Source organism: Gleimia europaea ACS-120-V-Col10b, assembly GCF_000411155.1.
In the GTDB taxonomy this organism is placed as follows: domain Bacteria; phylum Actinomycetota; class Actinomycetes; order Actinomycetales; family Actinomycetaceae; genus Gleimia; species Gleimia europaea_B.
Map to the genome: position 1 here is coordinate 209,580 of NZ_KE150266.1, position 26,382 is coordinate 235,961.

A 26,382-nucleotide genomic window follows, 5' to 3' on the forward strand; every position below is an offset into this window, starting at 1 on the left:
CGGTATTTTCGCCGGTGTGTAACACTGGAACCATGATTAGGTGGATGAGTGCGGGCGAATCGCATGGCGAAGCCCTGGTGGGCATTATTGACGGCGTTCCCAAGGGCGTGGAACTTTCCACCCAAATGTTGGCCGATGAGCTTGCGCGCCGACGGCAAGGGCATGGGCGCGGCGCAAGGCAGAGGTTTGAACAGGACCGTGTGCGCATCCTGGGCGGAGTACGCCACGGCCTCACCATCGGATCGCCTGTGGCTATTGAGATCGCAAACTCGGAATGGCCCAAGTGGCAGGTTGTGATGAGCCCGAACCCGGTTGATCCTAAGGATCTGCTTATCGATGCGGGTACGGGCGATGAGCGTGAGGTGGCCCGCAATAGGCCGCTGACGAGGCCGCGCCCAGGTCACGCGGATCTGGCGGGCATGATGAAGTTTGGTCACGAGGACGCGCGCCCGGTGCTCGAGCGGGCGTCGGCACGCGAGACTGCAACGCGAGTTGCGCTCGGCTTGGTGGCCCGCCAGTTTTTGCGTCAGGTGGCAGGCATTGAGATCGTCTCGCACGTGGTGGCGGTAGGCGAGGAAACTGCGGATGCTCCCGCGCCACTCCCACAGGATGCACACCGTTTAGATGCCAGTGCAGTAAGAACGCTGGATGAGGATGCCCAGATGCGCTTCATTGTCGCGATAGACCAGGCAAAAAAGAGCGGTGACACCATCGGAGGCGTTGCCGAGGTGGCTGCTTACGGCGTGCCGGTAGGGTTGGGAAGCTACACGCAGTGGGATGAGCGCCTTGATGCGTCCCTCGCCGCCGCGCTCATGTCGATCCAGTCGGCAAAATCTGTGGAGATTGGGCAGGGGCAGGTGGATCAGCTTGGTTCGACGGCTCACGACGAAATTGTGGTGGAGGAAGGCCCCCGCCGGCTTTCTAACCGGGCGGGTGGTATCGAGGGCGGCATGTCCAACGGCGAGCCGATTGTGGCTCGCGTAGGTTTTAAACCGATTTCTACCGTGCCACGCGCGCGTTCAACTATTGATCTCGCTACCGGCACGCAAGCTCCGGCACTTCACCAACGTTCTGATGCCAGCCAGATTGTTCCGGCTACCGTAATCTGTGAGTCGATGGTGGCTCTGACCCTAGCGAACGAGATTATCAAGATGTTCGGCACCGGTTCCGTAGAGCGTATTCGCGCCGCGATTGCGGATTACAATACTGCGGTTAGCGAGCGGCTAAACCCATGAGCATAGTTTTGGTTGGACTTCCCGGAAGTGGAAAATCGCGGCTGGGAAAAATAGTTGCGGAGCATTTAGGATTGCCATTTATTGACCTGGATGAGGCGGTACAGGAAGCCAGTGGCCGCACTATTCCCGACCTTTTCCGCGCGGGCGAGGAAGTGTTTCGAACGCTGGAGACACAGGCACTGAAAGATGCGCTGGCTGGCCCCAAGGCTCTCATTGCGACGGGCGGGGGAATCGTGGAACGCGAAGAAAATCGCGAATTACTGGCGCAGTTCCCAGTGGTGTTTCTCGATATTGATATTGAAGAGGCAATTGTGCGCGCAAGTAGGAGCGGGTCACGCCCGCTGCTACAAGATGACGTGGCGCAAAAAATGCGCGCCCTGTCCGCGCGTCGCGATCCACTGTATCGACAGGTGGCGTCCACGTCGGTCAAGCTGGGACGTGCTTCGAAAACGGAAAATGCGCATGCTCTGTTGCGCGCTATTGACGAGTTGGTGAAGTAATGCGAGCGGTGAAAGTACAAGGCGAACACGAGTATCCGGTGGTCATTGGTGCTGGTGCTGCAGACCGGGTGGCTACCGCTCTCGACCGTGATTACGAGCGAGCGCTAGTTATTCATCCGGTAGCGATTAGCCAGATTGCGCGCGAGGTGGGTGACCAGCTGGAAAAAGCTGGCATTGTCACCTCATATTTTGTGCATGAAGATGGGGAGGCCGGGAAGACGGTTGAGCAGTTGGCTGCTGCGTGGGAGGCAGCAGGGGACAGTTACATTGGCAGGCGTGACCTCATCGTTGGGGTGGGGGGTGGAGCCACTACCGATCTGGCTGGCTTCGTTGCCGCTACTTGGTTGCGCGGAGTTTCAGTGCTTCAGGTGCCCACCTCGCTACTCGCTATGGTTGACGCTGCGGTGGGCGGCAAAACAGGGATTAACACGCGGCACGGCAAGAATCTGGCGGGAGCGTTCCACTCACCGATTGCGGTAATAGCCGATACGGATTCGTTGGCAACGCTACCGGAAGCGGAGTTTCGCGCCGGTTTAGGCGAGATCATTAAGTGCGGATTCATCCGCGATGAGTCTATTCTCGATCTCGCGCGTGAGCCGATCAGTAAGGACTCCAGTCAGGTGGCTGAACTGGTGGAAAAGGCCGTGCGTGTGAAGGCTGACGTTGTGGGAGCGGACCTGAAGGAGTCTGGCGAGCGCGAGATTTTGAATTACGGACATACGCTGGCACACGTGATCGAGAAGGTTTCTGGCTATGAGATCCGGCACGGCGAGGCGGTATCTATTGGCATTGTGTTTGCCGCCCACGTGGCGGTGCAACTGGGCCTAGCGGATGCGGCTTGGTTGGGTCAGCAGCGCCAGTTCTTGGCCGGCCAGGGGCTTCCTACAAACTGGCACTGCAAGAGTATGGAGACGATCTTGGACGTGATGAGTGCGGATAAAAAGGTGCGCTCGGGCCAGGTACGAATGGTGTTAACTACACAATGCGGTCATACGCTGGTGCGGGTGGTGCAGCCGCCAACGTTGCGCGCGGCAGCGCTCACAATGGGAGTTGTTGATGGCTAGCAAGATTATTCTTATCGGCGTTTCCGGCGCAGGAAAAAGCGATATTGCGCGCGCCATTAGCACTGAATCGGGTCTGGAGCTACACGATTTTGCGGCGTCGTTTGAAAGTTTGATTGGCGAGGACGATTCGCAGTTCTTGGTTCGCCGTGGGGAAGCGGAATATGAGGATGCTGCGTTACAGGTGGCGATGGATCTACTGAATCGCGAGGGGGTCATAACCTTGGCACCGGGAGTGGTGCGCACGCTGAAGGTGGGCGAGAAACTGCGAGAGCTACGTGCTGAGGGCGCGCTTGTGGTTGAGCTGTTCGCAGACATTTCCACGCTGATGCGCCGGACGGGGTTGAACGCCCCGCGCTCGGTTGCGCTTGGGCCAACTCGGAAGATATTCACGGACATGGTGTCCACGCATCGCGCTGATTTCGCGGGGCTCGCTGACCTAGTGATCGATACCTCACTGTCTAAACCAGAGCATGTAGCCGCGCGGGTACTCGCATTTGACTCCTAAAACGGGTTATCCTATAGCGGAACTGAAATTAGGACGTAAGGAACATTTGTGGCAACGACTAATGACTTGAAGAACGGCATGGTTCTTAAGCTCGACAACCAGCTATGGTCGGTTGTCGAATTCCAGCACGTGAAGCCGGGTAAAGGCCCCGCGTTTGTGCGCACCAAGATTAAGAACGTGCTGTCGGGCAAGATCGTTGACAAGACGTTCAACGCTGGCGTGAAGGTGGATACCGCTACGGTTGATCGCCGCGACATGACGTACCTGTACCAGGACGGCAACGACTACGTGTTCATGGATGCCGACACCTACGATCAGGTTCTCGTGACCGGCGAGGTTGTGGGTGACGCGAAGAACTACATGGTTGAGAACCAGCCGGCCATCGTGTCTATGTATGAGGGCCAGGTGCTCTCCGTTGAGCTTCCTCCAAACGTAGTGCTCGAGATTACTTACACCGAGCCCGGTGTCCAGGGTGACCGTTCGAATGCGGGCACTAAGCCGGCAACGGTGGAGACGGGTTATGAGGTGCAGGTGCCGCTGTTCGTCGATGAGGGTACGCGTATCAAGATTGATACCCGTACCGGCGAATACGCGGGACGCGTTAACGACTAATGTCTCGCCGGATCACGTCACGCACGCGCGCGCGTAAGCGCGCGGTGGACACGATTTTTGAAGCCGATCAAAAGGGTGAGCTAACGCCGGAGGGTTTGCGCCAGATTCTGTCTGCGCGCCGCGAGGTTACGGCGGCACAAACGCCACTGCCGGATTACGCTATCAAGGTCGTTGAGGGCGTTGCTGATCGCCTGTACGAGCTTGATGAACTTTTGGTGTTACACACAACGACGCGTGACTTTGATCGTTTGCCCTCCACGGATCGCGCGATTCTTCGTGTTGGTGCCTGGGAGATTGTGTGGAATGAGGACGTGCCTTCGGTTACGGCGATTGACGAAGCTGTGACGCTGGCAAAGGACATTTCTACAGATGAATCTCCAGGAGTGGTTAACGCTATCTTGGACGCGGTTTTGAAAGACGCGGCCAGGGTTAGAGAAACAGATGACGCTCTTGCGGCGGCCTTGGCGCCCCGTGAGGAAGCCGCTATGGAAGACTTTGGCGCGGTGGATGAACCCGCTGCCAATCCGCTCGATGAGTCGAGCGAACAACTAAATAATCCGTAGAAATGATGCTCGGGCCGGTTATGGTTCGAGCATCGTTTTTATCATTCATCCTTTAAAGCCGTCCGGTGAGGCGGGAAAGGTGGGGCACATGCCACAGGTGAAAACTGTTCTGGATGAGGGGCAGATTTCGCGCGCTGTTTCGCGCATTTGTTACGAGATTCTTGAGCGCACGGATGGCGCTGAAGACCTGGTTATACTCGGAATTCCAACCCGGGGAGTTCCGCTGGCAAACAGGTTGGCTAAGCGGCTGCGCGAGGTAAGTGAAGCGCCGGTCCAGGTGGGCTCGCTAGATATCACAATGTATCGCGATGATTTGGCGGGTAATCCGATTCGGACACCCCACCCGATGTCCATTCCGGAATCGGGCATCGACGGCAAAACCGTCATCTTGGTTGATGATGTTTTGTATACGGGACGCACGGTCAAGGCCGCTCTAGACGCGCTGTTTGATTTGGGCCGCCCAAAAGCGGTGAGACTGGCCACGCTGGTTGATCGAGGGCACCGAGAACTCCCGATTCGTCCAGATTTTGTGGGTAAGAATCTGCCTACCTCGCGAAAAGAATCCGTTGATATCGAACTTAGTGAGATCGACGGGATTGACCGCGTGATCATTCGGGAGGCGTGATGAAACACCTGATTTCTATATCTGACTTGAGCGTAGATGATGCGATCCGCATTTTGGACGTTGCCGAAGCGATGGCAGCTACGCAGTCGCGCGCAATCAAGAAGCTACCGACTCTGCGCGGGAAGACAGTTATAAACCTGTTTTTTGAAGATTCCACCCGCACGAGGTTGTCTTTCGAGGCTGCGGCCAAGCGCCTTTCCGCAGACGTGATTAGCTTCTCCGCTAAAGGATCTTCCGTATCTAAGGGCGAGTCGCTGAAGGATACCGCTCTAACGTTGCAGGCCATGGGCGCAGACGCTGTGGTGGTACGGCACCGCTCCTCGGGCGCGGCGCACCGCCTTGCCCACGCCGGTTGGATTGACCTACCGGTGCTGAACGCGGGTGACGGGACGCACCAACACCCCACGCAGGCACTCCTAGATGCAATGACGTTACGCCGTCACTTCACTAACGAAGGCCGGCCCGCTGAGCCGGGCACCACACTTGCGGGTGCGCACGTGGCTATCGTGGGTGACATCCTCCATTCGCGTGTGGCCCGCTCGAACGTGGGCCTGATGTCGATGCTCGGGGCGCGCGTAACCCTCGTTGCTCCGCCCACGCTCCTTCCGGTTGGCGTGGAAAACTGGCCTTGCGAAGTCACCTACGATTTTGATGAGGCTCTTGCGGCTCACCTAGACGCGGTTATCATGCTGCGCATCCAACACGAGAGGATGAGCGCGGCGGGTGGCGGTTTTTTCCCCTCCCCGGAGGAATACCACCATTCGTATGGATTGGATAGTGAACGTTTTGAGCGGCTGGGAAAGCACACCGCGATCATGCATCCGGGCCCATTGAATCGCGGTTTGGAGATCTGTGCCCAGGCGGCAGATTCGGCGCAGTCGGTAATCGTGGAACAGGTAAGTAACGGGGTGAGCGTGCGGATGGCGGCGCTCTACCTGCTTCTGGCAGCGAAGGAGAACTTCAATGTGTAAAGAGATTCTGTTTGTAGGTGCGCGCCCGTATGGCGAAGAGAGCGCGGATATCGCGGTTCGTGGAAATAAGATCGTAGCTGTTGGTCAGGATGCTCGTAACGCGGTTGCTGAGGCGGAAGTGGTTGACGTGACGGGCCTGGTGGCACTGCCCGGCCTGGTTGATCTGCACACGCACTTGCGTGAGCCCGGGCAGGAGGATGCCGAAACGGTGTTCACGGGCACAAGGGCGGCCGCGGTAGGTGGGTACACATGCGTGTTTGCCATGGCGAACACGAATCCGGTGGCGGACACGGCATCGGTGGTGGAACAGGTGAAGATGCTCGGTGACACGGCCGGTTGGGTGGAGGTCCACCCGATTGGTGCGGTCACCGTTGGCTTGGAGGGCAAGACTCTGTCCTCGATGAGCGCCATGGCTAAGTCGCAGGCCGAGGTGCGCGTGTTTTCCGATGACGGCAAGTGCGTCGCCGACCCGGTGCTGATGCGCCGCGCCCTCGAATATGTAAAAACTTTTGGTGGTGTGATCGCTCAGCACGCGCAGGATCCGGCGCTCACCGAAGGCGCACAAATGAACGAGTCGCCGCTTTCCGCAGAGCTTGGCCTGGCCGGCTGGCCCGCCGTGGCTGAAGAGGCTATCATTGCCCGCGACGTTGCCCTAACGGATCACGTTGGCTCGCGCTACCACGTGCTGCACGCGTCTACAAAGGGCTCGGTGGAGCAGATTCGCGAGGCTAAGCGCCGCGGAATCAACGTGACGGCAGAGGCCACGCCCCACCACATTTTCCTCACTGAAGAAGAAGCCCGCTCCTACGATCCGCGCTTTAAGGTGAACCCGCCACTGCGCACGCAGGAGGATGTGGAGGCGCTGCGCGATGCTCTTGAAGATGGCACGATCGACACGATTGGTACCGATCATGCGCCGCATCCTCTGGAGATGAAGGATTGCGAGTGGCAGGCCGGAGCGTTCGGCATGATTGGGATTGAGACCGCACTACCCGTCCTCATCACCACGATGGTGGACACGGGGCGTATGAACTGGCGCGATATTGCGCGCGTCATGTCTGAAAAGCCCGCGCAGATTGGTCTTGCAACCGAGCAGGGCCAGCCCATTGCGGCCGGTTCGTTTGCAAACCTTGCGTTCGTGGATCCAAATGTGGAGCGCGTTGTAGAAAACGGCTGGTCGCGCTCAACGAATAACCCGTACCTCGGCCACACGCTGAAGGGCCAGGTTATGTACACGGTTTACCGTGGCAAGATCACGGTGCGCGAGGGCATGCCAGTTCAGGAGGAACGATGAGTGTTGCAGTTCTAGTGACGTCTGACGGTCACGTGTTTAGTGGGCGCGCATTTGGCGCGATTGGCGAGGTGGTGGCTCCCGCTTTGATTGATACTTCAGTGGCGGATTATTCGCGCGTGCTGAGCATGGGGGAGAGCGAAGGCAAGATCGCGGTGTTCGCCTCCCCGCACATTGGGAACGTAGGGTTGCCTGCCCCGTTCGAACCGCTGGCGCGAGGCGTTGTGGTTCGCGAGGCCTCGCGGATCGCTTCGAATTGGCAGTCGCAGGGTGAGCTTGAACCGGCGTTGCGGGCCGCTGGTGTGGCTGGCATTGAAGGGATCGATACCCGTGCCCTGGTGAAACTTTTGGTGCAAAACCCGGATCTGCGCGTCGGGATTTTCTCTGGTGCAGTGATCGATTCCTACGATTTAGAAGAGGGGGAGCGCACCCCGCGTGACCTCGTGAAATGTTTACAAAACCGCGTTAAGGGGGCCAACTAATGCCGCGCAGAAGTGATTTGCAGTCCGTTCTCGTTATTGGTTCTGGCCCCATCGTTATTGGGCAGGCATGCGAGTTTGACTACTCGGGTTCACAGGCTTGCCGCGTGCTTCGCGAAGAAGGCATGCGCGTGATCCTCGTGAACTCAAATCCGGCGACCATTATGACCGATCCCAACATGGCCGACGCCACCTACGTGGAGCCGATCACTACCAGCTCTATTGAGCGAATTATCGCCAAGGAGCGCCCCGATGCGTTGCTGCCCACCCTGGGCGGGCAGACCGCTTTGAATGCGGCGATGAACCTTGCTGAAGCCGGGATCTTGGAAAAGTACGGGGTGGAAATCATCGGCTCCAGTGTGGAAACTATCCGCGCGGGTGAAGATCGCGATGAGTTTAAAGAGATCGTGGAGCGTTGCGGCGCAGAGGTGGCAAGGTCGCGGATAGCCCATTCGCTACAGGACGCGTTGGATGCGGCCAATGAGCTTGGATACCCGTTGGTGGTTCGCCCCTCGTTCACGATGGGCGGCCTCGGTTCTGGATTTGCACACACGCAAGCAGAGTTGACGCGTTTCGTTGAGCACGGCCTGCGCGATTCGCTCACTAACGAGGTGCTGCTCGAAGAGTCGATTCTGGGCTGGAAAGAGCTCGAACTTGAGATGATCCGCGATCGCACCGGCGAGACGATGTTGGTTACAACCATCGAGAACGTGGATCCCGTGGGAGTACACACCGGAGATTCCATCACGGTGGCGCCCGCGTTGACTCTCACCCAAAGCGAGATCGAAGATCTTGTGCGCATAGGAGCCGACATCATTAAAGGCGTGGGCGTGAACCAGGGTGGTTGTAACATCCAGTTTGCGATTAACCCTGCGGACGGACGCATTGTCGTCATTGAAATGAATCCGCGCGTTTCGCGCTCATCTGCCCTCGCGTCGAAGGCGACGGGCATTCCGATCGCGAAGATCGCGGCCCGACTTGCGATTGGCTACGATCTTGCAGAAATCAAGTCGGATATCGCCCCCACTCGCACGGCCGCACAGTCACCATTGATTGACTACGTGGTGGTGAAAGTGCCGCGTTTTGCGTTTGAGAAGTTCCCCGCTTCGGATAAGACGCTTACCACTTCCATGAAGTCGGTGGGTGAGGCCATGGCGATTGGCCGTACATTTTCCGAAGCTCTACTTAAGGCGCAGCGTTCGATTGATAAAGCTGGCGTGTCGTTCCACTGGGACGGGACGGCGCCGGACGCAGCCGAGGTGGACGCGCTACTCGAGCAGATCCAAACGCCTACCGAGGCGCGTCTCGTGCAGTTGCAGCAGGCGATTCGCGGCGGCGCCACCTGCGAACAGATTAATCGCGCAACCGCTATCGACCCGTGGTTTATTGACCAAATCCAACAGGTGGAGGACGTAGCGCGCCAGATCATGGATGCCGAAGCACTATCTGCAGGCGTATTGCGCGAGGCAAAGCGCCACGGCTTTTCTGACGCTCAGATTGCGTCGTTGCGTTCCATGCCTGAAGAGGTCGTGCGAGAAATCCGCCGCGCCTACAACATTCACCCGGTGTTCAAGGCAGTGGATACGTGCGCGGGCCTGGATTACGCAGCCACCCCGTACTACTACTCAACGTACGAGGAGGTCTCGGAAATCGAACAGCGCGAGCGCCCTGCGGTGATGATCCTTGGATCTGGCCCGAATCGGATTGGGCAGGGAATCGAGTTTGACTACTCTTGCGTGCACGCCACGATGGCGCTGCGCGAGGAGTATGACACGATCATGGTGAACTGCAACCCGGAGACGGTTTCAACTGACTATGACATTTCGGATCGCCTCTACTTTGAACCGCTCACGCTAGAGGACGTGCTCGAAGTATTCGAAACCGAGCAGGCGGCCGGCCCCATTGCGGGTGTGCTCGTCCAACTGGGTGGGCAAACCCCACTGTCGCTTGCAGACGCGCTTGAACGCGCGGGAATGCCGATTGTGGGTACCACACCGGCTTCGATCAATCTGGCTGAGGATCGCGAAGCATTTGGCCGTGTCCTTGACGAGGTAGGACTGCCCGCTCCCGCGCACAAGACGGCCACCACGGCCAGCGCGGCACTGGTTGCGGCGCGCGAGGTGGGGTATCCCGTGCTCGTGCGCCCCTCGTTCGTACTTGGCGGGCGCGGTATGGCCATCATTTACGAAGAGGAAGGCCTGGCCGAATACCTGAAAAATGCGGGCGCCGGCGTATTCGCTACCGGCCCGTTGCTGATCGACAAATTCCTTGATGACGCGGTGGAAATCGACGTGGACGCGCTCTACGACGGTAGTGAACTGTTTATGGGCGGCATCATGGAGCATATCGAAGAGGCCGGCATTCACTCGGGTGACTCCGCGTGCGTGATGCCCCCGATGTCGCTGTCTGAACGTCAGATTGACCGCATTGTGAAATCGACGGAGGCAATCGCAAAAGGTGTGGGCGTGCGTGGCCTGCTGAACATCCAGTTCGCGCTGGCCTCGGATGTGCTCTACGTGATCGAGGCAAACCCGAGAGCTTCTAGGACCGTACCGTTTGCTTCCAAGGCGTCCGGCGTGGCACTTGCGCGGGCGGCGGCAAAGATCCAGATGGGTCAAACCATCGCCCAGCTACGCGCCCAGGGTGACCTTCCCGCGTACGATCAGGCGGTGCAAGACCTCGATGAGCCGATTTCCGTTAAGGAAGCCGTCCTCCCGTTCGACCGCTTCCGCGATGGTAATGGCGAAGTGGTTGACACCCTGCTGGGCCCAGAGATGCGCTCAACCGGCGAGGTCATGGGGCTTGATGAGTCTTTCCCCGCCGCGTACGCGAAATCCCAGATTTGCGCCTACGGTGGTCTGCCTGCCGCCGGTACGGTGTTCATCTCGATAGCGGATGCGGACAAACGCGGCATTATTCTGCCCGCTTCCAAACTGGTTGAGCTGGGTTTTAAGATCATGGCTACCACGGGCACTGCCTCGGTTCTGCGCCGAAACGGAATCGACGTGGAGGTAGTGGCCAAGGAATCCGAACGCAGCGAGGGAGGCGTTGCAATCACCGACCTCATCCACTCGGGCAAGGTAGACATGATTGTGAACACGCCGCAGGGCGAATCTGAACGCCGCGACGGTTACAAGATTCGCGCGGCCGCAACCTCGGCTGGAAAAGCAATCATTACAACCCTGCAGGCGTTTAACTCGGCGGTACGCGCCATTAAAGCAGCCAAGACGGAAGAAATGCACGTGAAATCCTTGCAAGAATGGGACCGCGAGCGGGCGGAACGGAGGCAGACGAATGCCTGAGAGTTTTGGCACGCGCCTGGGCAGGGCCCTGGCAGCGCGCGGGCCGGTCTGTGCGGGTATTGATCCGCACGCCGGACTGCTGGAAGCTTGGGGTTTGCCGGTAAACGTGCATGGTTTATCCGAGTTTTCAAAGCGCTCCCTTGACGGGCTAAGCGAAGCGGCGGCCATCAAACCGCAGGCGGCATTCTTTGAGCGTTTTGGAGCGGCAGGCGTGGCGGTTTTGGAGGAGCTTCTTCGCAGTGCGCGCGAGCGCGGCGTGATCACTATTTTGGATGTGAAGCGAGGTGACATCGGCTCGACAATGGCCGGTTACGCGGCCGCCTACCTGCCGCCGGGTGCCCCGCTGGAAGCCGACGCGATTACGGTTACGCCCTACATGGGGCCGGCAGCCTTCGATGAAACCGCGCAGCTGGCAGCTGAGCATGGCAAAGGCCTTTTTGCGCTCGCGCTTACCTCGAACCCGCAGGGGGCTACTTTGCAGCGATCAGTGGGGCAAGGTAAGACGGTTGCGAGCCAGGTAATTGAGTGGACGCGCGCTCAGAATGAAAAGTTTGATGCGGGTCAAAAGGTCGGTTCATTTGGCGTGGTGATTGGGGCAACCATTGCGGACCGAGCACAGGTGGTAGGTGAGGCGCTAGCCGGATACACCGGGCCGATCCTGATGCCCGGATTTGGTGCGCAAGGCGGTAGCATTAACGCCGATGATGCCGGTTTGAACATTGTGGTGTCATCCTCGCGAGCGGTGCTAAAAGCCGGCCCGAATCCGGCAGATCTGGCTACCGCGTTGAAGACTACGAACCGCAAAATTATGCGCGCGCTGGAAGGCGTCTCATAATGGAGGCCATGAATCACCAGCGTCTTACGGTTTTGTTAGGTCCAAGTGCGGTTGGTAAAGGTACTGTGGTTGCGCGCCTAATGGAGTTGCACCCGCAAATTTTCCTGTCGATCTCGGCAACAACTCGCGATCCGCGCCCCGGTGAGGTTGACGGCCAGCACTATCACTTCCTCTCGCGTGAACGCTTCCTTCAGCTCGTTAACGAAGGCGCGTTTTTAGAATGGGCTGAGGTGCACGGCATGAACTATTACGGCACTCTCAAAGCCCCAATTGAGGAAGCGTTAGCTAAAGGGCGTCCCGCACTGCTCGAGATAGACCTTGCCGGGGCGAGGCAAGTGCGCAAGCAGGTGCCTGACGCGCAGTTCATTTTCCTCGCGCCTCCCTCTTGGGAAGAACTGGAGTCGCGCCTGCGCGGGCGCGGCTCCGAGACTGAAGAGCAGATGGCGCGTCGCCTCGAAACTGCGCGCGTTGAAATAGATGCGGCGAACGAATTTGACCACATTGTGGTTAATGACGAGGTGGATCACACAGCCGCGAAGCTGGCTTGTCTAATGGGCTTAGCGTAGGATTGTTAAGTTACGAAGCTAGGAGGATTCATGACGGGAATCGTTGCCCATCCTGAAGGTATTACGTACCCACCGATCGACGATCTGATGGAGAAGGTCGATTCGAAGTACGCGCTAGTTGTGTTTGCTGCCCGCCGCGCAAGGCAGATTAACTCTTACAATCTGCAGCTCGAGTCGAACATGGTTCAGTTTGTGGGCCCGGTTGTGCCGGTTGAGGCTGATGACAAGCCGCTAAGCACCGCACTTCGTGAGATTAACGAGGGCCTACTGATTATGGAAGAAGCTCCGGACGCCGAGTAACAGATTGACAGTACTTGAAAATGCCGGCACGCCGCCCCGGCGAATCATTGTTGGGGTGGGGGCCGGCATTGCTGCGTATAAGGTGACGGGCGTCGTCCGCCAATTTACGAAGGCGGGCGATACTGTGCGAGTCATTCCCACACAAGCCAGCTTGAACTTTGTGGGCCAAACCACATGGCAGGCGCTTTCGGGTGGCCCCGCTCATACTGATGTTTTTGACGGTGATACCGGAGTGGATCATGTGGAGGCCGCCCGCGACGCGGATCTGATCGTTATCGCGCCGGCAACTGCTGATCTGATTGCAAAGATTCGCGCCGGTATTGCCAGCGACTTGCTGACCACCACGGTGCTGGCCGCAACTTGCCCGGTTGTGGTCGTCCCGGCTATGCACACCGCAATGTGGGAAAATCCCGCAACGCAGGACAACATCGGTGTCCTCAAGGACCGCGGCATGCACGTACTAGATCCCGAAGTGGGAGACCTCTCGTCGGGAGACACGGGAGCGGGCCGCATGCCCGAACCTGAAGCAATTTGCGAGTTTTGCGAAGCTGTACTTGCGCAAAGTAGCTTTGGCGGTAAAAAAGACTTGACGGGCGTGCGAGCGTTTGTCACTGCAGGAGGCACCCGTGAGCCCATCGACCCCGTGCGATTCATCGGCAACCACTCCAGTGGCAAGCAAGGCGCTGCTATTGCCCAAGCTCTCACTGAACGCGGCGCTGACGTTACCGTGTTTGCGGCGAACATCGACCCTGGCATACTACCTAGCGGCGTTACTGTGATAAACACTCCCTCTGCTATCGACATGTACGAGACCGTCCAAAGCGTTGCCGGTGAGTTTGATCTCGGCTTCTTTGTTGCCGCAGTTGCTGACTTCCGCCCTGCGCAAGACTGGGATCAAAAAGTGAAGAAGAGCAGCGAAAACGCGGACGGCTGGGCTTTGCAACTGGTTAGAAACCCCGACATTTTAAGGGAAACTGCAAGCCGATATCCGCATCTACTATGCTTTGGTTTCGCCGCAGAAACTGGCGATGAAGCACAGGTTTTGGAGTTTGGTAAGGCCAAGGCCCGCCGCAAAGGAGCCCGCTACATCGCAATCAACCAGGTGGGCAAAGATCAAGGATTTGGAACTGACACCAACCGCGTGAGTGTGGTGGATGGTGCGGGGACAAAAGTTTTGTCCGTGGCTGGAACTAAGCTTCAAGTGGCTCGAGCACTAGTAGATCTCGTTGCCGTGCAGCTAGTTAAGAAAAACTGAGGTAAAAATGAAAGCCGCTCCACTATTTTCTTCTGAGTCCGTCACAAGCGGACACCCGGATAAGGTTTGCGATCAGATTGCAGACGGCATCTTGGATGCTGCTTTGGCGCAGGATCCGAAAACCCGATCGGCGGTTGAGGTTATGGCCACCACCAACCGGGTGATTGTGGCGGGAGAACTTTCAACCACCGCAGATTTGGACATCGAGCAGATTGTGCGCAGCACGATTGCACAGATTGGCTACACGCATGAAGGGGTGGGATTTGACTCGCGCACCCTGCAGGTGATGAACATCCTCGATCACCAGTCTCCCGACATCGCGCAGTCCGTGGAACGTTCAATGGAAGCTCGAGAAGAAGCTTCTGCTGACCAGCTTTCCTTGCAGGGCGCGGGCGACCAGGGCCTCATGTTTGGCTACGCGTGTGACGACACGTTGGCGCTAATGCCCGTGCCTATCTACACAGCGCACCAGCTCGCTAGCCGCCTCGAACACGTGCGCCGCACCGAAATGCCGGGGCTACGTCCGGACGGCAAAACCCAGGTGACGGTTCGCATGGAAAATGAGCGCCCCGTCAGCCTCGAAACTATCGTTGTCTCCACCCAACACGAAGATGCATTGTCACTGGGCGAGATCCGCGAGGGCGTGAAACGCCTCGTAATAGACCCGGTACTCGGCCAGATCCAGGAGCGTTTCGATACTTCCGATGTGCAGCTACTGATCAACCCGTCTGGTCGATTTGTGGTTGGTGGCCCCGCCGGAGATACGGGCGTTACCGGACGCAAACTCATCGTGGACACCTACGGTGGTTTTGCCCGCCACGGAGGCGGCGCGTTCTCTGGCAAGGATGCGTCCAAGGTGGATAGATCTGCGGCGTACGCAACGCGTTGGATTGCGAAAAACGTGGTGGCAGCTGGCCTTGCTCGCCGTTGCGAGGTGCAGGTTTCCTACGCGATTGGTCGTGCGGAACCAGTTGGATTGCACATCGATACATTCGGTAGTGGCTCAGTGTCTGACGCGAAGCTACAAAGCGCGGTGGAACAGGTATTTGACCTGCGTCCAGCAGCGCTCATTGAGGCGCTAAAACTCAATCAGCCGGGCTTTCAAGCCGTAGCGGCGTACGGGCACTTTGGGCGCGAAGGCGTGACTTGGGAGGACACATCGAAAGTGGATGAACTCCTGTCCGTTCTAGGCTAACCAGGTTTTCGACAAGTGTTAGAACCCCCAGCAATGGGGGTTCTAACACTTTGAGCAAAATAAATGTCCGTGGTGCAAGATACGATTAAGCCATGTCGAACCAGCCTGAAGCACTGCGAGAAAAACGAGTAGCCCGCGTGCTCGTTGATACTGCGGTGCCTCACTTGGATAGATTGTTCGACTACGAGGCAAGTGGGCAACCGGTGCAGGTGGGCTCTCTGGTCCGGGTAAAACTCGCAGGGCGGCGAATAAACGGGTTTGTGCTTGAGGTGGGTGAAGACTCTGAATTCAAAGGCAAACTCGCGCCGATAGAGCGCGTCGTATCAGCTATACCTCTCGTCGATAAGCCAATGATTGGCCTCGCACAAGACCTCGCTAAACGCAACGCCACCACAGTTTCCAAAGTACTTACTGCCATGGTGCCAAGTCGGCACGCGGGCGCGGAAAAAGCATTTCTTTCTACTTGGAATAAAGAAATCGCCGGGGTGAGCCAAGCAACGGGAGGCGAGTTTTCTTCCTCATGGAATTATTATGCGGGTGGTCCCGCATTTCTTGAGCGCATCAGTAGGGGCGAATCACCGCGCGCCGTGTGGCTGACGCTACCGGGAGTGTTCCCCGTTCGAAAGGCCCAGCATCCGCTGTTAGATCTGGTGGAGGCAACCGCGCGGTCGGGGCGGCGCACTCTCGTTGTGGTTCCTACGGCTCGGGACGTAGACGCGATGGAGGCTGTTTTTACCCAGACCAACTGGAAGGTGGTCTGTCTGCGGGCCGCGGATTCTCAGTACAAGAAGTACCGCTCCTATCTGGGGATTAGGGCCGGTGAGGCTGACGTGGTGATCGGCACGCGGTCAACGGTTTATGCGCCGGTGCCAAACCTGGGATTGATTAGTGTGTGGGACGCCGGAGATGATCGGCTGGCCGATCAGCAGGCACCCTACCTATCGGCGCTGGAAATCGCGATGCGCAGAGCGCACCTGCAAGGCTGCGCTTTGCTGAGTGCGGGAGCCTCGATCTGTGTCCCCGAAGCACAGTTGATTCGCTCGGGCTGGGCGGCTCCATTGGTTGCCGACCGAGAGGTTACCCGCGCGAAGACGGCGATCATCCAGGTGCCCGACGAGTTCGATATGGAACGGGAAGGCCCGGCGGGACACTCCCGTATTCCGCCCTCAGTGCAAAGCTTTATCCGCACCTGCCTGGACGTCGGGCCAGTGCTCGTACACGTGCCCACCAGTGGTTACGTGTCTGTCATCGCGTGTAGCCGGTGTGACCAAAGTGCGCGTTGTGGCGCCTGCCATGGGCCGCTACGTGCGTTTGCCAGCGGAGGGCTGTCGTGCATGTGGTGCAACCGTCCGCAGGTGAACTGGCGGTGCGGGAAATGTGGCAGTCAGAGTTGGCGCTCAGCGCGGGTAGGGTCTGCGCGCACGGCGGAGGAATTTGGACGCGCTTTTCCAGGCATAATTATTGAAATGTCGAGTGCGGATACACCCGTTACCGAGTTTACGAAGCCGAGCGGAATAGTTATCGCCACACCGGGCATGGAGCCGGTAACGCCTGGCGGCTATGCCGCAGTGGTTGCCCTAGATGCTTGGGCTATCTTGGGGCGCCCCGAACTGTGGGCCCCGGCGGAAGCGATGCGTAGGTGGATGAACATTCATTCGTTGGCGAGGCCGGATGGGAAGATGATAGTGGTGGGTGTTCGCGACCAGATGGTTCGCGGCGCCCTCGTGCGTCGTGACCCTCTGGGATTCGCCATGCACCTGCTGGATGAGCGGGAGCTTTTGAGTTTCTTCCCTGCGGTTTGCATGGTGGCGATCGATGGAGATAGAAGGAACGTTGCTTCATTTATTGAAGAAGTGAGTGTGCCGCGCCGGTGTGAGCTGGTGGGTGTAGCTGCTCGGGAAGGGCGCGACCTGCAAAAAACCTACGGGAACGATCAAAGTCGAGCGATTTATCGGTGTCCCTGGGATGCGGCCGGGGCTTTTATCGAATCGGTTAAAGCCACCCAGGTTGCGCGTAGCATGAGCCGAAAAGGGGCGGTAAGCGTGCGCGTCAATCCTGCCGGGCTACTTTAGGAGGCGGAGTGAAAACCGTTGTTTTCGACCTCGGTCAAGTGGTGATTAAATGGGACCCCTACCTGCCCCTCGAAGGATATTTAACCAGACAGGAGTGGGACGCATTCACGTTGCGAACAGGCTTTTGGGCGGCAAACCATGCGCTAGATGGTGGCGCCAGAATTGCCGAAGTTAGGCGGTGGTATCAGCGCCATCACCCCGCCGATGTGGAGATTTTTTCGCGCTATGTCCAAAACTTCCGCAAATCTCTGACCGGCCCAGTGCCGAGGGTACGCGAGATTATCGCGGACCTGCACGCGCGCAACGTGGAGACCGCAGTGCTTTCAAACTGGTCTGCCGAGACCTTTCAATACGCTCTTGAATCCATGCCGATCATCGAATGTTTAGGCCCGCGCATCGTCTCTGGTGTGGTGGGAGTAGCAAAACCTGTTCCACTGATTTTCCAGCTTCTGCTGGAAAAGCTTGGGGCTAAACCTGGCGACCTTATTTTTATTGACGACGCCGTTGCTAACTGTAGCGCGGCAAGCCAGCTTGGCATCGATGCAATCAGATTTGAAAATGCCGCTCAGCTACGAACAGAACTTGCTTTGCGTCGTCTGATCCCCGCCAGCTTGCTGCGTGTGTAGCGGCGCCAGATTCACAGGCCAATCAAGATAGACTATTAGAGTGAAGATCCTATTTGCTGGTACTCCAGAAGTTGCAATCCCAACGCTGGCTGCCCTCGCTGAGTCCGATCATGAAATCGTGGGGGTTCTAACGCGTTCTCCTGCCCGGCGCGGGCGCGGGCGCACGCTCTACCCGTCGCAAGTGGCCGCCTGGGCGAGTGAGCGAGGCCTGATAGTTATCGAAGCGAACTCGTTTAAAGATCCACAGGTTTTGCTGCAAGTACAGCAAACTGGAGCCCAACTTGGCGTGGTTGTGGCATACGGAGCCATCATCCCGAAAACCGCTTTGGAGGGCCTGGAGCACGGTTGGATAAACCTGCACTTTTCTGCGCTCCCACGCTGGCGCGGAGCTGCGCCCGTCCAACGAGCTATTGAAGCTGGTGACACGGCTACAGCCGTTGACGTGTTCCAACTGGAAGAAGGCCTGGACACCGGTCCGGTGTATTCCACGCGGCCGGTAGCGATTGCCCCGGATGTTAGCGGCGGCGACCTGCTTACCGAACTTGCCCAGATTGGAGCTAAAGACGTTGTAGACGTAGTTGATGCTATCGAAATGGGTGTTGCGAACCCCCGCGTGCAAAACTCAAACGGGCAAACCTACGCTCACCGAATAACTCGGGAAGACCTCCCAATTGATTTCACCCAAACCGCGCAGCAGGTGCACAACCAGGCGCGCGCATTCGCCCCCGCTCCCGGTGCGTACGCCGTGCTCCCTGACGGGAAGCGTCTCAAAGTTCTCGCCACCAGACTGACGGGGCAGAAAGGCGGAAAACCAGGTGAACTTCGCATCGAAAAGAACGCCGCATTCGTGTCCGCCGGCGACGCGTGGCTAGAACTCGTTACCGTTGCGCCGGCAGGGAAATCACACATGGCGGCGGCTGACTGGGCAAGAGGCTCTCGACTAGAAACAGGAGCGATCTTGACGGGCAAGGAGAACTGATGGAAAAACACCACGAAAACAGGCCTCCGCGCGGATTTCGGGCGCGCGGCGTGGAAGACTCCCGCCGCGTGGCCTACGAAGCCCTGTTAAAAATCGAGACGGAGGGAGCGTACGCAAACCTGGTGCTGCCTCCCATGCTCACCAAGGCACGGCTCTTACCGCGCGACGCGGGCATGACAACCGAGTTGGTTTACGGCACGCTACGATACCGCGATCGCATTGACTGGGTGTTAAGCCAATGTATGAACCGCAAGATCAGCGATGTAGATCCGCAGGTGCGTGTCATTTTGCGGATGACCGCCCACCAAATTCTGCACATGCGCGTGCCTGACCATGCTTCGGTTGCGCAGGCGGTGGAACTTGCAAAACAGGTGGCTGAACGAGGAAGCGAGAAGTTTGTAAACGGTGTGGCTCGCTCCGTGGCCGAGCATTCCGCCGCCGAGTGGGAGAAGCGAATGCAACGCATTGACAATGATACGGAGCGTCTTTCTATTATCTACTCCCACCCGCAGTGGATAATTCGGGCTCTCGCCACCGCACTACAGGCACATGGACGCGACCCGCGCGAACTTGAGGATCTGCTCGCCGTGAACAACGTGAACCCGTCCGTCACGCTATGCGCCCGCCCCGGCCTGATCTTGCCGATCGATGTGGCCGAGGACGTCGAGTATTTCCTGAAAACCAGCGCTCGTCCTGGTGACTACTCCGAATGGGCGGTAATGATTGGGGGAGGAGACCCGGGCCGACTGCCGGAGATCCGCGATGGGCGCGCAGCAGTGCAGGATGAGGGCTCGCAACTCGTGGCTACGGCTTTTGCTGAAACCGAGGTGGAAAACTACGACGTGCGCTGGCTGGACATGTGCGGTGGCCCGGGTGGCAAGGCGGGACTGCTTGGCGCAATGGCCGATGCGAGGGGAGCACACCTGGTTGCTAACGAAGTGTCAGAACACCGTGCGAAGCTAGTTGAGGCCACCACTCGCCAGCTCAGCGGAATCACCGTGCAAGTGGGCGACGGGCGAGATCTTGGCGGCGAAAAGTTTGACCGCATAATCCTTGATGCTCCATGCACGGGCCTTGGAGCCCTTCGCCGCCGTGCAGAATCACGTTGGCGAAAGAACATTACCGACGTTGCCGATCTTGTAAAGCTTCAGGCTGAACTGATCGACTCTGGCCTGGACGCGTTGAACGTAGGTGGCGTGCTTGCCTACATCACTTGCTCGCCCCACAAGCAAGAGACCATCGATCAGATGCAGCGCATCAAGGGCCGCGAAGATATTGAGTTCCTCTCGTCGGCCGGGGCAATTGCCGAGATTTCAATGACCGAAATTGAACTAACCCCCGTGAAAATGGGCAAGGGAGACGTCGTGCAGCTTTGGCCGCACGTGCATGGCACGGACGCCATGTTCCTGGCCCTAATCAAGAGAATTAGGTGAGAAAAATGAAACCAACCATTAGCCCCTCGATCCTTAACTGTGACATTGCAGATCTTGCCGGGGAACTGCACAAGATTCGCAACGCCGACTTCGCGCACGTGGACATCATGGACAACCACTTCGTGCCCAACCTGACGTGGGGCCTACCCGTTGTGGAGGCCGTGGTTGCCAAAGATATCATGCCGGTGGACTGTCACCTGATGATCGAAGGCCCAGACCAGTGGGCGCCCGCATACGCCGAGGCGGGCGCCGCTTCGGTAACCTTTCACGCCGAAGCTGCGAAAGCACCGCTACGCCTCGCAAATGAAATCCACAAGCAGGGCGCCAAGGTTGGGCTGGGCTTGAAGCCAACCACGGACATTCACGACTACGTCGATCTGCTACCGGCGTTCGACATGATTCTGGTCATGACCGTAGAACCCGGTTTTGGTGGGCAGCCGTTCCTGCACTCGCAGATGAAGAAAATCGGTAGGGTTCGTGAAGCTGCGAAGCAGGCTGGTGCAGAGATCGCCATCCAGGTTGATGGCGGCGTGAACCGCGAGACCATCCAGATAGCAGCTGAGGCCGGAGCAGACGTATTCGTCGCAGGTTCTGCAGTATTCCGTGCAGAAGATGCATACCAAGAGGTCGAGCAACTTCGCCGCATTGCGTCCGAGGCGATGCACGCGCACTGAGAAAATGTGCTGGGCAAGTTTTTTCTGTGCTTGCCATGTAACATTGGAATGTGCTCCGGGGTCGGTGTAATTCCGAGCCGGCGGTTAAAGTCCGCGAGCCGCTACGGCGGTTGAGCTGGTGAAACTCCAGCACCGACGGTAAAAGTCCGGATGGGAGGAGCTCGCTTTTTGAGCTGGCTTGTGCCTTGTCTGCCCGGACGAGTTAATCGAGGAACGGACAAGATAGCGTGTCGACCCGGCGAGCCTACAAGCGCCCAGCAGTGCTCACATTTGGAGCCCCCTTCATGTTCGGGCTCTTCTTGCTCTTGTGCTGGTGGTTGATCACCGTCCAAGAGGGTGTTGAAAGCTGGATGCTTCCCAGCCCCGCTGAGTTCGCAACCCGCCTCGTCTCATCGTTGTCTAGCACCGCCTTATGGCAGGCGCTTTGGGTGACGTTGAAAGAGGCCGCACTGGGTTCGCTTTGCGGTGCAGTTATTGCACTTCCCATGGCTTACCTGATCTACAAGTCCAAGGTATTTTCCGCTGCGGTTGAACCTTTCCTCGGCGCGACGCAGGCGATCCCGGCGATTGCTCTCGCCCCACTACTCGTCCTTTGGGTCGGTTACGGCACGAGCGCCATAGTTGCACTATGTACACTCATGGTTTTCTTTCCCATTTTGGTCTCGACCACAGTTGGACTTCGCCACCTAGACGTAGATGTCATGGAGGCGGCGCGGCTGGACGGAGCATCTGGGCTTACGTTGCTACTGCACATGGAAATCCCCCTCGCATTGCCTTCCATCTTGGCCGGCCTGCGCAACGGCTTCACACTGTCAGTGACCGGCGCTGTGGTAGGAGAGATGGTTATGGGAGGGGCTGGACTGGGAACTGTCCTCACCATACAACGCAACAGTTTGGATACTAGCGGCATGTTCGTGACTATTTCCTTGCTGTGCGTGATGGCAATGACTGTCTACTCCCTGATTTACACGGTGGAGCGCAAATCTAAGCTCGTTAACACATCTCGTCGCTAGTATCAGAGAGGGAAAATAATGTTTTTGAAGCGGCTTGCACTACCAACGTTGGCACTTGGCGCTCTAGTCCTTGGCGGATGTTCGTCACCGGCCGGACAAGAGGCACAGGATCCAACGGGTGGTAGCGAAAATACCGCCAACCAAGTTACGTTGGGCCTTACTTATATTCCGAACGTCCAGTTCGCGCCCGCTTACGTGGGTGTTGAAGAAGGCTTTTTTGCCAGTGAAGGCGCCGATGTGAAGATCCGCCACCACGGCTCTGACGAGGGTTTGTTCACCGCGCTATTTGCCGGGGAAGAGCAAATGGTGGTTGCAACCGGCGACGAGATGGCTATTGCCCGATCACAGGGCATGGATCTGGTATCCGTGGGGCAGTATTACGCCAAGTACCCGGTTGTGGTGATCGTCAAAGAAGACTCCGACATTAAGACTTTTGCGGACCTGCGCGGGCATAAGGTTGGCCTGCCCGGCGAGTTCGGCTCTAACTGGTACGGCCTACTGTCTGCCCTTGCTGCTCACAACATGAGTGTTAACGACATCGAACTAACCTCGATTGGGTTCACTCAGCTTGCTGCCCTCCAGGCGGGAGAGGTTGACGCGGTTGTGGGTTTCACCAACAATGACACGGTCCAGTTTGAGCTGGCGAACGTGGGCGTGCGCGAACTTGAAATGTCACCCGCCGGGGAACTACCACTGATCGGAGCTAACGTAGTTACGACCTCGAAGTTTGCGAGCCAAAACCCCGAGCTGGTTAAGGCGGTCCTGGAAGGCTTGCGCCAGGCCAAGCAGCTGTGTGTGGATGATCCTGACAAAGCTGTGGAAGTGACGCAGGGATATGACCCGAATCTGTCGGCGCCCGGGGCAACGGATGCGGCAAAGGCAACGCTACTTGCCACGAACAAGCTGTTCGAAAAGGACGGGGAAGTGACGATGCGTCAGGATCTGGATACCTGGGCGGCGATGCTTGACTTCTTGGCCACGCAAGACGGCCTGCTCGCGGATGATATTAAGCTTGATGAAACGGTAACTAACGACTTCGTTAAGTAGTTAGGGCAGTGTTCTATAGGTGGGCGCGGACTCGTTCCGCGCCCACTTTTCGTTATCATCGATTCCATGAAAACATTTGCGGAACTATTTAACGAACTATCAACCAAGGCGGCGACCAGGCCGGAAGGCTCGGGAACGGTCGCAGAGCTGGACGCGGGGATCCACGCGATCGGCAAGAAAATCGTCGAAGAAGCTGCTGAGGTGTGGATGGCTTGTGAGTACGAGTCTGATGATGACGCTGCGCTGGAGATCTCGCAGTTGCTCTACCACACCCAGGTCATGATGGTGAAAAAAGGTATTTCCCTAGAAGATATTTACAGGAAGCTCTAATGCTGAGAATCGCTGTTCCTAATAAGGGCTCGTTACACGAAGCAGCAGTGCAGATGCTGCGCGAGTCCGGATACAAGGTGAATCGTCGTGGTAGAGAGCTGGTGCTCGTTGACAACCTTAACGATGTTGAGCTGTTCCTTCTGCGCCCGCGCGACATCGCGGTTTACGTAGGTAAAGGAACCATCCAGGTGGGCATTACGGGCCGTGATCTCCTGCTTGACTCAGCTGCGCCAGCCGTTGAGTTCCAACAGCTTGGTTTTGCTAAATCGAAGTTCCGCTTCGCGGCTCCCGCAGGCAAAATGAGCAAGCTCAGCGACATTGAGGGTAAACGCGTGGCATCCTCCTACGACTATCTGGTGGAGCAATTCCTTGAAAAAGAAGGCGTTAATGCCGAGGTTGTCCACCTGGATGGAGCCGTGGAATCCTCCATTCAGCTCGGTGTTGCGGACGTGATTGCCGATGTTGTAGAGACCGGCTCAACGTTGCGCGCGGCGGGGTTGGAAGTGTTTGGTCCAGTACTGCTACAGTCTGAGGCGATCTTGATTGGCCGTGAGGAATACCGCGATGACCCGCAGGTGAAGGTGCTACAGCGCCGTCTCGATGGGGTGATGCGCGCGCACGCCAACGTGTTGGTTGATTACAACGTGCACGAGCGTGACATGGCGGCAGCGGTTGGGGTGGCGCCAGGCTTTGAATCACCCACTATCTCGCCGTTAGCTGATTCGAGCTGGCTGGCTGTTCGCGTGGTGGTTCCGCGCGGCGACATTAACCGCGTGATGGATGAACTTTACGATGTGGGTGCCCGCGGCATCCTGGTGACAGAACTGTCGGCCTCGCGCCTATAGGGCGTTTCCGGTCGAGTCAGCGCAATCGCGACGCAGACTCGCTGCGTAAATTCCGGCGGCGCTAGCAGCCGCAAATGCGAGGGCGTCCTCGTCTACTCCTCGACCCATCGTCCGCAGAACAACGGAAGTGTTTTCGAGGCAGGCGAGGGCGCCCTTGCTATCTATCCGGTGCACGCTGTGGCGCTTTGCGAGCGCTCGGGTTCCGTCCTCGAGCGCGGTATAAGCGGCCTCGGATAGGTTCAGAGACCTGTTATCGACGATGGGTACGTCCAGTTGAATAAGTACGAGTTGGTTCAGCACGGACAGCGTGTGGTGGGAAATCCCCAGGTGCTTGGGGCGCGGGTCTGCCTGGGAGGCACGCACTACGGGAATGGGATTTCCGCCAAGGGCGTGGGCCACGTGGAGGGCCTGGGCGGTGGCAGTGCCAGAAAAACCCCAGGGGGTCGCGGTTCCCAGGTTTCCTGGGCCTTGGGCCACCACTATGTAGTCGGCCTTAGCCACGTGACGGGCAGCCAGAAGAGCGGATGGCATAGAGGCAGCTTCCAGGTCTCCGCCAAAGCTTTGCCCGCTCGTGATAGTGCAGTCAAGGTCGCCGCAAGCGCGCATTTGCGCGATGATCATAGAAAAGGCGAGGGGAAGCGCGGCCGTGTCGTCCCACACGTACGCAATACGTGCGCGGCGATGTTGGTTGCGAATACCGGCAACTACGGCTGGGACTGCAGAGTGTAGGTCAGCTACCAGCACGGGAACGCCGCCCAGTGAGGTAACCTCAGCCATCACCTGATGATGCAGTGAGTCCGGCTCCTCAACACCTTGCACCACGTGCTGGTGGGGCATGTAGCGTGCCTTCACGATGTGGCCCGCCGCCGGAAGGGAATCAGTGGGCAGGCGCGAACCAGCTAAAACAGTGGCGTATCCGCCCGTACCCAGATTCTTTGCAAGCGCGGAACAGTCAACGCGAATCTCATCGCCCACCGCGACTTTCCCAACTAGATCGAACAGCGCTACTGCGCGAATGGGCTCACCGGGCAGAAAACATTCTGCCCCCACAGGTGCAGCTGTGATTTGCGCTTCCAGTTCGGCTGCGCGGCCCCAGGATCGCGCGAGTTTTAAGACCTTGGCATTTCGTTGCAACACACGCTTAGCATAGCCGTTAGGGTGAGAACATGAGTGTTGATACATCGCGAGGACAGCGCCTTCTTGGGCTGGTTCTGGCATTGTCTAAGCGTGAGCTCGGACTCACCGCAAGCCAGATTTTTGACCTCGTTCCCGGTTATGAGGAGCAGGGGCTGGCCCGCGAACGCCGGTTTACCCGCGACAAGGCTGATTTGAAAGATATGGGTTTCAACCTCAAAACCGGTGTGAATCATGAGGGCGACGAGATTTACATTCTGGAAAAGGGTACGGGGATCGAAGCGGATTTGACGCCTGCGGAGGAGCTGTTGGTACACGCGGCCGGTGGCCTGTGGTCACAAGATAGGGAGCCAAACTTCGCCGCCCGCCTGCATGCGATCTTGAATAATCCGGGAAGCATGCCGCAAACCAGTTTGAGTGGCCTACGCGCAGTAGCGGCTTTCGCCCGGGCAGTGACAGAGGGTAAGCAGGTGGTTTTCACCTATATGAAGCCCCATGGCGATGCTCTTCGTCGAACCGTTGAACCGTGGTACATGTTCTTGCAAGACGGCAACCTATACCTGTGCGGGTTTGACCGAGGGCGTCAGGAAAAACGCACTTTCAGACTGTCACGAGTTGACGAGAGCAACATTGAGATATTAGATGAGCCCATCACCACCACGCCTTGTGCCGATGATGATCGCGGCCTCTTCCTTATCACCCCAACACTTGCGATTAAAGAGGGGGCGGCTTTGCTGACCCGGCAGCATACGAGCGTTATCGGCCAGGAAGCACCCCGGGGCTGGGAAATCCACGAGGGGAGGGCCGGTTCCCTCGGTGTTTGGCTGGAGCGGGTGCTGGGGGAGATAGAAAATATCGTGGTATTGGGCCCGCCCGCTTTGGTACATGCTGTGGATCGCAGAATTGACGCGTTGGGGGAGTAGTGGCTAAT

At 58.0% G+C, this 26,382-nt stretch carries 27 protein-coding genes and 1 riboswitch; of the genes, 26 read left to right on the top strand and 1 reads right to left on the bottom strand.

All coding sequences use genetic code 11. The annotated features are described in order from the left end of the window. Positions 1–32 precede the first annotated feature (32 nt). The 25 genes from aroC to hisG all read left to right on the top strand — a co-directional run bounded on the left by aroC (position 33) and on the right by hisG (position 24,317). On the top strand, positions 33–1,235 hold the full coding sequence (gene aroC / locus HMPREF9238_RS00960) for a chorismate synthase (protein WP_040316419.1): 1,203 nt from the start codon (positions 33–35) through the stop codon (positions 1,233–1,235). Continuing rightward, entirely contained in the window at positions 1,232–1,735 is a 504-nt protein-coding gene (locus HMPREF9238_RS00965) for a shikimate kinase (RefSeq protein WP_040316420.1), read from the top strand. The genes aroC and HMPREF9238_RS00965 overlap by 4 nt, the downstream gene beginning before the upstream one ends. Next, positions 1,735–2,799 carry a 3-dehydroquinate synthase gene (aroB, locus tag HMPREF9238_RS00970; RefSeq protein ID WP_016443565.1) on the top strand — a complete coding sequence of 355 codons (1,065 nt, stop codon included), beginning with the start codon at positions 1,735–1,737 and terminating at the stop codon, positions 2,797–2,799. The genes HMPREF9238_RS00965 and aroB overlap by 1 nt, the downstream gene beginning before the upstream one ends. Further along, positions 2,792–3,304: a shikimate kinase gene (locus tag HMPREF9238_RS00975; RefSeq protein WP_016443566.1), complete on the top strand. Its 513-nt coding sequence runs from the start codon at positions 2,792–2,794 to the stop codon at positions 3,302–3,304. The genes aroB and HMPREF9238_RS00975 overlap by 8 nt, the downstream gene beginning before the upstream one ends. Before the next feature lie 48 nt (positions 3,305–3,352). Continuing rightward, positions 3,353–3,916 carry an elongation factor P gene (gene efp, locus HMPREF9238_RS00980; protein ID WP_016443567.1) on the top strand — a complete coding sequence of 188 codons (564 nt, stop codon included), beginning with the start codon at positions 3,353–3,355 and terminating at the stop codon, positions 3,914–3,916. Next, on the top strand, positions 3,916–4,479 hold the full coding sequence (gene nusB, locus HMPREF9238_RS00985; protein ID WP_016443568.1) for a transcription antitermination factor NusB: 564 nt from the start codon (positions 3,916–3,918) through the stop codon (positions 4,477–4,479). Before efp ends, nusB begins: the two co-directional genes overlap by 1 nt. 88 nt (positions 4,480–4,567) lie before the next feature. Next, positions 4,568–5,104, top strand: coding sequence for a bifunctional pyr operon transcriptional regulator/uracil phosphoribosyltransferase PyrR (pyrR, locus tag HMPREF9238_RS00990; RefSeq protein ID WP_016443569.1), 537 nt, complete (start codon positions 4,568–4,570; stop codon positions 5,102–5,104). Next, on the top strand, positions 5,104–6,075 hold the full coding sequence (locus HMPREF9238_RS00995; RefSeq protein WP_016443570.1) for an aspartate carbamoyltransferase catalytic subunit: 972 nt from the start codon (positions 5,104–5,106) through the stop codon (positions 6,073–6,075). The genes pyrR and HMPREF9238_RS00995 overlap by 1 nt, the downstream gene beginning before the upstream one ends. Further along, positions 6,068–7,369, top strand: coding sequence for a dihydroorotase (locus tag HMPREF9238_RS01000; RefSeq protein WP_016443571.1), 1,302 nt, complete (start codon positions 6,068–6,070; stop codon positions 7,367–7,369). The genes HMPREF9238_RS00995 and HMPREF9238_RS01000 overlap by 8 nt, the downstream gene beginning before the upstream one ends. Continuing rightward, a complete protein-coding gene (locus HMPREF9238_RS01005) occupies positions 7,366–7,848 on the top strand; it encodes a carbamoyl-phosphate synthase domain-containing protein (protein WP_016443572.1) in 483 nt (160 codons plus the stop codon). Before HMPREF9238_RS01000 ends, HMPREF9238_RS01005 begins: the two co-directional genes overlap by 4 nt. Continuing rightward, positions 7,848–11,147, top strand: coding sequence for a carbamoyl-phosphate synthase large subunit (gene carB / locus HMPREF9238_RS01010; RefSeq protein ID WP_016443573.1), 3,300 nt, complete (start codon positions 7,848–7,850; stop codon positions 11,145–11,147). The genes HMPREF9238_RS01005 and carB overlap by 1 nt, the downstream gene beginning before the upstream one ends. Next, positions 11,140–11,982 (top strand): orotidine-5'-phosphate decarboxylase, encoded by an 843-nt coding sequence (gene pyrF / locus HMPREF9238_RS01015; RefSeq protein WP_016443574.1) that lies wholly within the window; start codon positions 11,140–11,142, stop codon positions 11,980–11,982. Before carB ends, pyrF begins: the two co-directional genes overlap by 8 nt. 8 nt (positions 11,983–11,990) lie before the next feature. Beyond that, the gene (gene gmk / locus HMPREF9238_RS01020; protein ID WP_040316576.1) at positions 11,991–12,548 is read left to right on the top strand and encodes a guanylate kinase; all 558 of its coding nucleotides are present in this window, start codon (positions 11,991–11,993) and stop codon (positions 12,546–12,548) included. A 30-nt stretch (positions 12,549–12,578) separates the two neighbouring features. Next, positions 12,579–12,848, top strand: coding sequence for a DNA-directed RNA polymerase subunit omega (gene rpoZ / locus HMPREF9238_RS01025; RefSeq protein ID WP_016443576.1), 270 nt, complete (start codon positions 12,579–12,581; stop codon positions 12,846–12,848). Between the two features lie 4 nt (positions 12,849–12,852). After that, complete coding sequence (gene coaBC, locus HMPREF9238_RS01030) at positions 12,853–14,103, top strand: bifunctional phosphopantothenoylcysteine decarboxylase/phosphopantothenate--cysteine ligase CoaBC (protein ID WP_016443577.1); 1,251 nt, start codon at positions 12,853–12,855, stop codon at positions 14,101–14,103. Between the two features lie 7 nt (positions 14,104–14,110). Beyond that, positions 14,111–15,298, top strand: a complete 1,188-nt coding sequence (gene metK, locus HMPREF9238_RS01035) for a methionine adenosyltransferase (protein WP_016443578.1) — start codon at positions 14,111–14,113, stop codon at positions 15,296–15,298. 92 nt (positions 15,299–15,390) lie between these two features. Next, positions 15,391–17,370, top strand: coding sequence for a primosomal protein N' family DNA-binding protein (locus HMPREF9238_RS01040; RefSeq protein ID WP_016443579.1), 1,980 nt, complete (start codon positions 15,391–15,393; stop codon positions 17,368–17,370). A gap of 8 nt (positions 17,371–17,378) precedes the next feature. After that, positions 17,379–17,996, top strand: a complete 618-nt coding sequence (locus HMPREF9238_RS01045; protein WP_016443580.1) for an HAD family hydrolase — start codon at positions 17,379–17,381, stop codon at positions 17,994–17,996. A 40-nt stretch (positions 17,997–18,036) separates the two neighbouring features. Continuing rightward, positions 18,037–18,975, top strand: a complete 939-nt coding sequence (fmt, locus tag HMPREF9238_RS01050) for a methionyl-tRNA formyltransferase (protein WP_016443581.1) — start codon at positions 18,037–18,039, stop codon at positions 18,973–18,975. Further along, positions 18,975–20,408: a transcription antitermination factor NusB gene (locus HMPREF9238_RS01055; protein WP_016443582.1), complete on the top strand. Its 1,434-nt coding sequence runs from the start codon at positions 18,975–18,977 to the stop codon at positions 20,406–20,408. The genes fmt and HMPREF9238_RS01055 overlap by 1 nt, the downstream gene beginning before the upstream one ends. Before the next feature lie 5 nt (positions 20,409–20,413). Beyond that, positions 20,414–21,082, top strand: coding sequence for a ribulose-phosphate 3-epimerase (gene rpe, locus HMPREF9238_RS01060; RefSeq protein ID WP_016443583.1), 669 nt, complete (start codon positions 20,414–20,416; stop codon positions 21,080–21,082). Between the two features lie 47 nt (positions 21,083–21,129). Further along, positions 21,130–21,248: riboswitch (FMN riboswitch) on the top strand. A gap of 118 nt (positions 21,249–21,366) precedes the next feature. Then, entirely contained in the window at positions 21,367–22,095 is a 729-nt protein-coding gene (locus HMPREF9238_RS01065; RefSeq protein ID WP_016443584.1) for an ABC transporter permease, read from the top strand. Between the two features lie 18 nt (positions 22,096–22,113). Beyond that, positions 22,114–23,142 carry an ABC transporter substrate-binding protein gene (locus tag HMPREF9238_RS01070; RefSeq protein ID WP_016443585.1) on the top strand — a complete coding sequence of 343 codons (1,029 nt, stop codon included), beginning with the start codon at positions 22,114–22,116 and terminating at the stop codon, positions 23,140–23,142. Positions 23,143–23,208: 66 nt separating this feature from the next. Beyond that, a complete protein-coding gene (locus tag HMPREF9238_RS01075) occupies positions 23,209–23,472 on the top strand; it encodes a phosphoribosyl-ATP diphosphatase (protein ID WP_016443586.1) in 264 nt (87 codons plus the stop codon). Beyond that, positions 23,472–24,317, top strand: a complete 846-nt coding sequence (gene hisG, locus HMPREF9238_RS01080; protein WP_016443587.1) for an ATP phosphoribosyltransferase — start codon at positions 23,472–23,474, stop codon at positions 24,315–24,317. Before HMPREF9238_RS01075 ends, hisG begins: the two co-directional genes overlap by 1 nt. Here the strand turns inward: hisG and HMPREF9238_RS01085 are convergent. After that, complete coding sequence (locus HMPREF9238_RS01085; protein WP_016443588.1) at positions 24,312–25,454, bottom strand: DUF3866 family protein; 1,143 nt, start codon at positions 25,452–25,454, stop codon at positions 24,312–24,314. The two genes, hisG and HMPREF9238_RS01085, sit on opposite strands and share 6 nt — an antisense overlap. A gap of 29 nt (positions 25,455–25,483) precedes the next feature. Between HMPREF9238_RS01085 and HMPREF9238_RS01090 the strand changes: the two genes are divergently transcribed. Beyond that, positions 25,484–26,374 carry a helix-turn-helix transcriptional regulator gene (locus HMPREF9238_RS01090; RefSeq protein WP_016443589.1) on the top strand — a complete coding sequence of 297 codons (891 nt, stop codon included), beginning with the start codon at positions 25,484–25,486 and terminating at the stop codon, positions 26,372–26,374. The last annotated feature ends 8 nt before the right edge of the window (positions 26,375–26,382 follow it).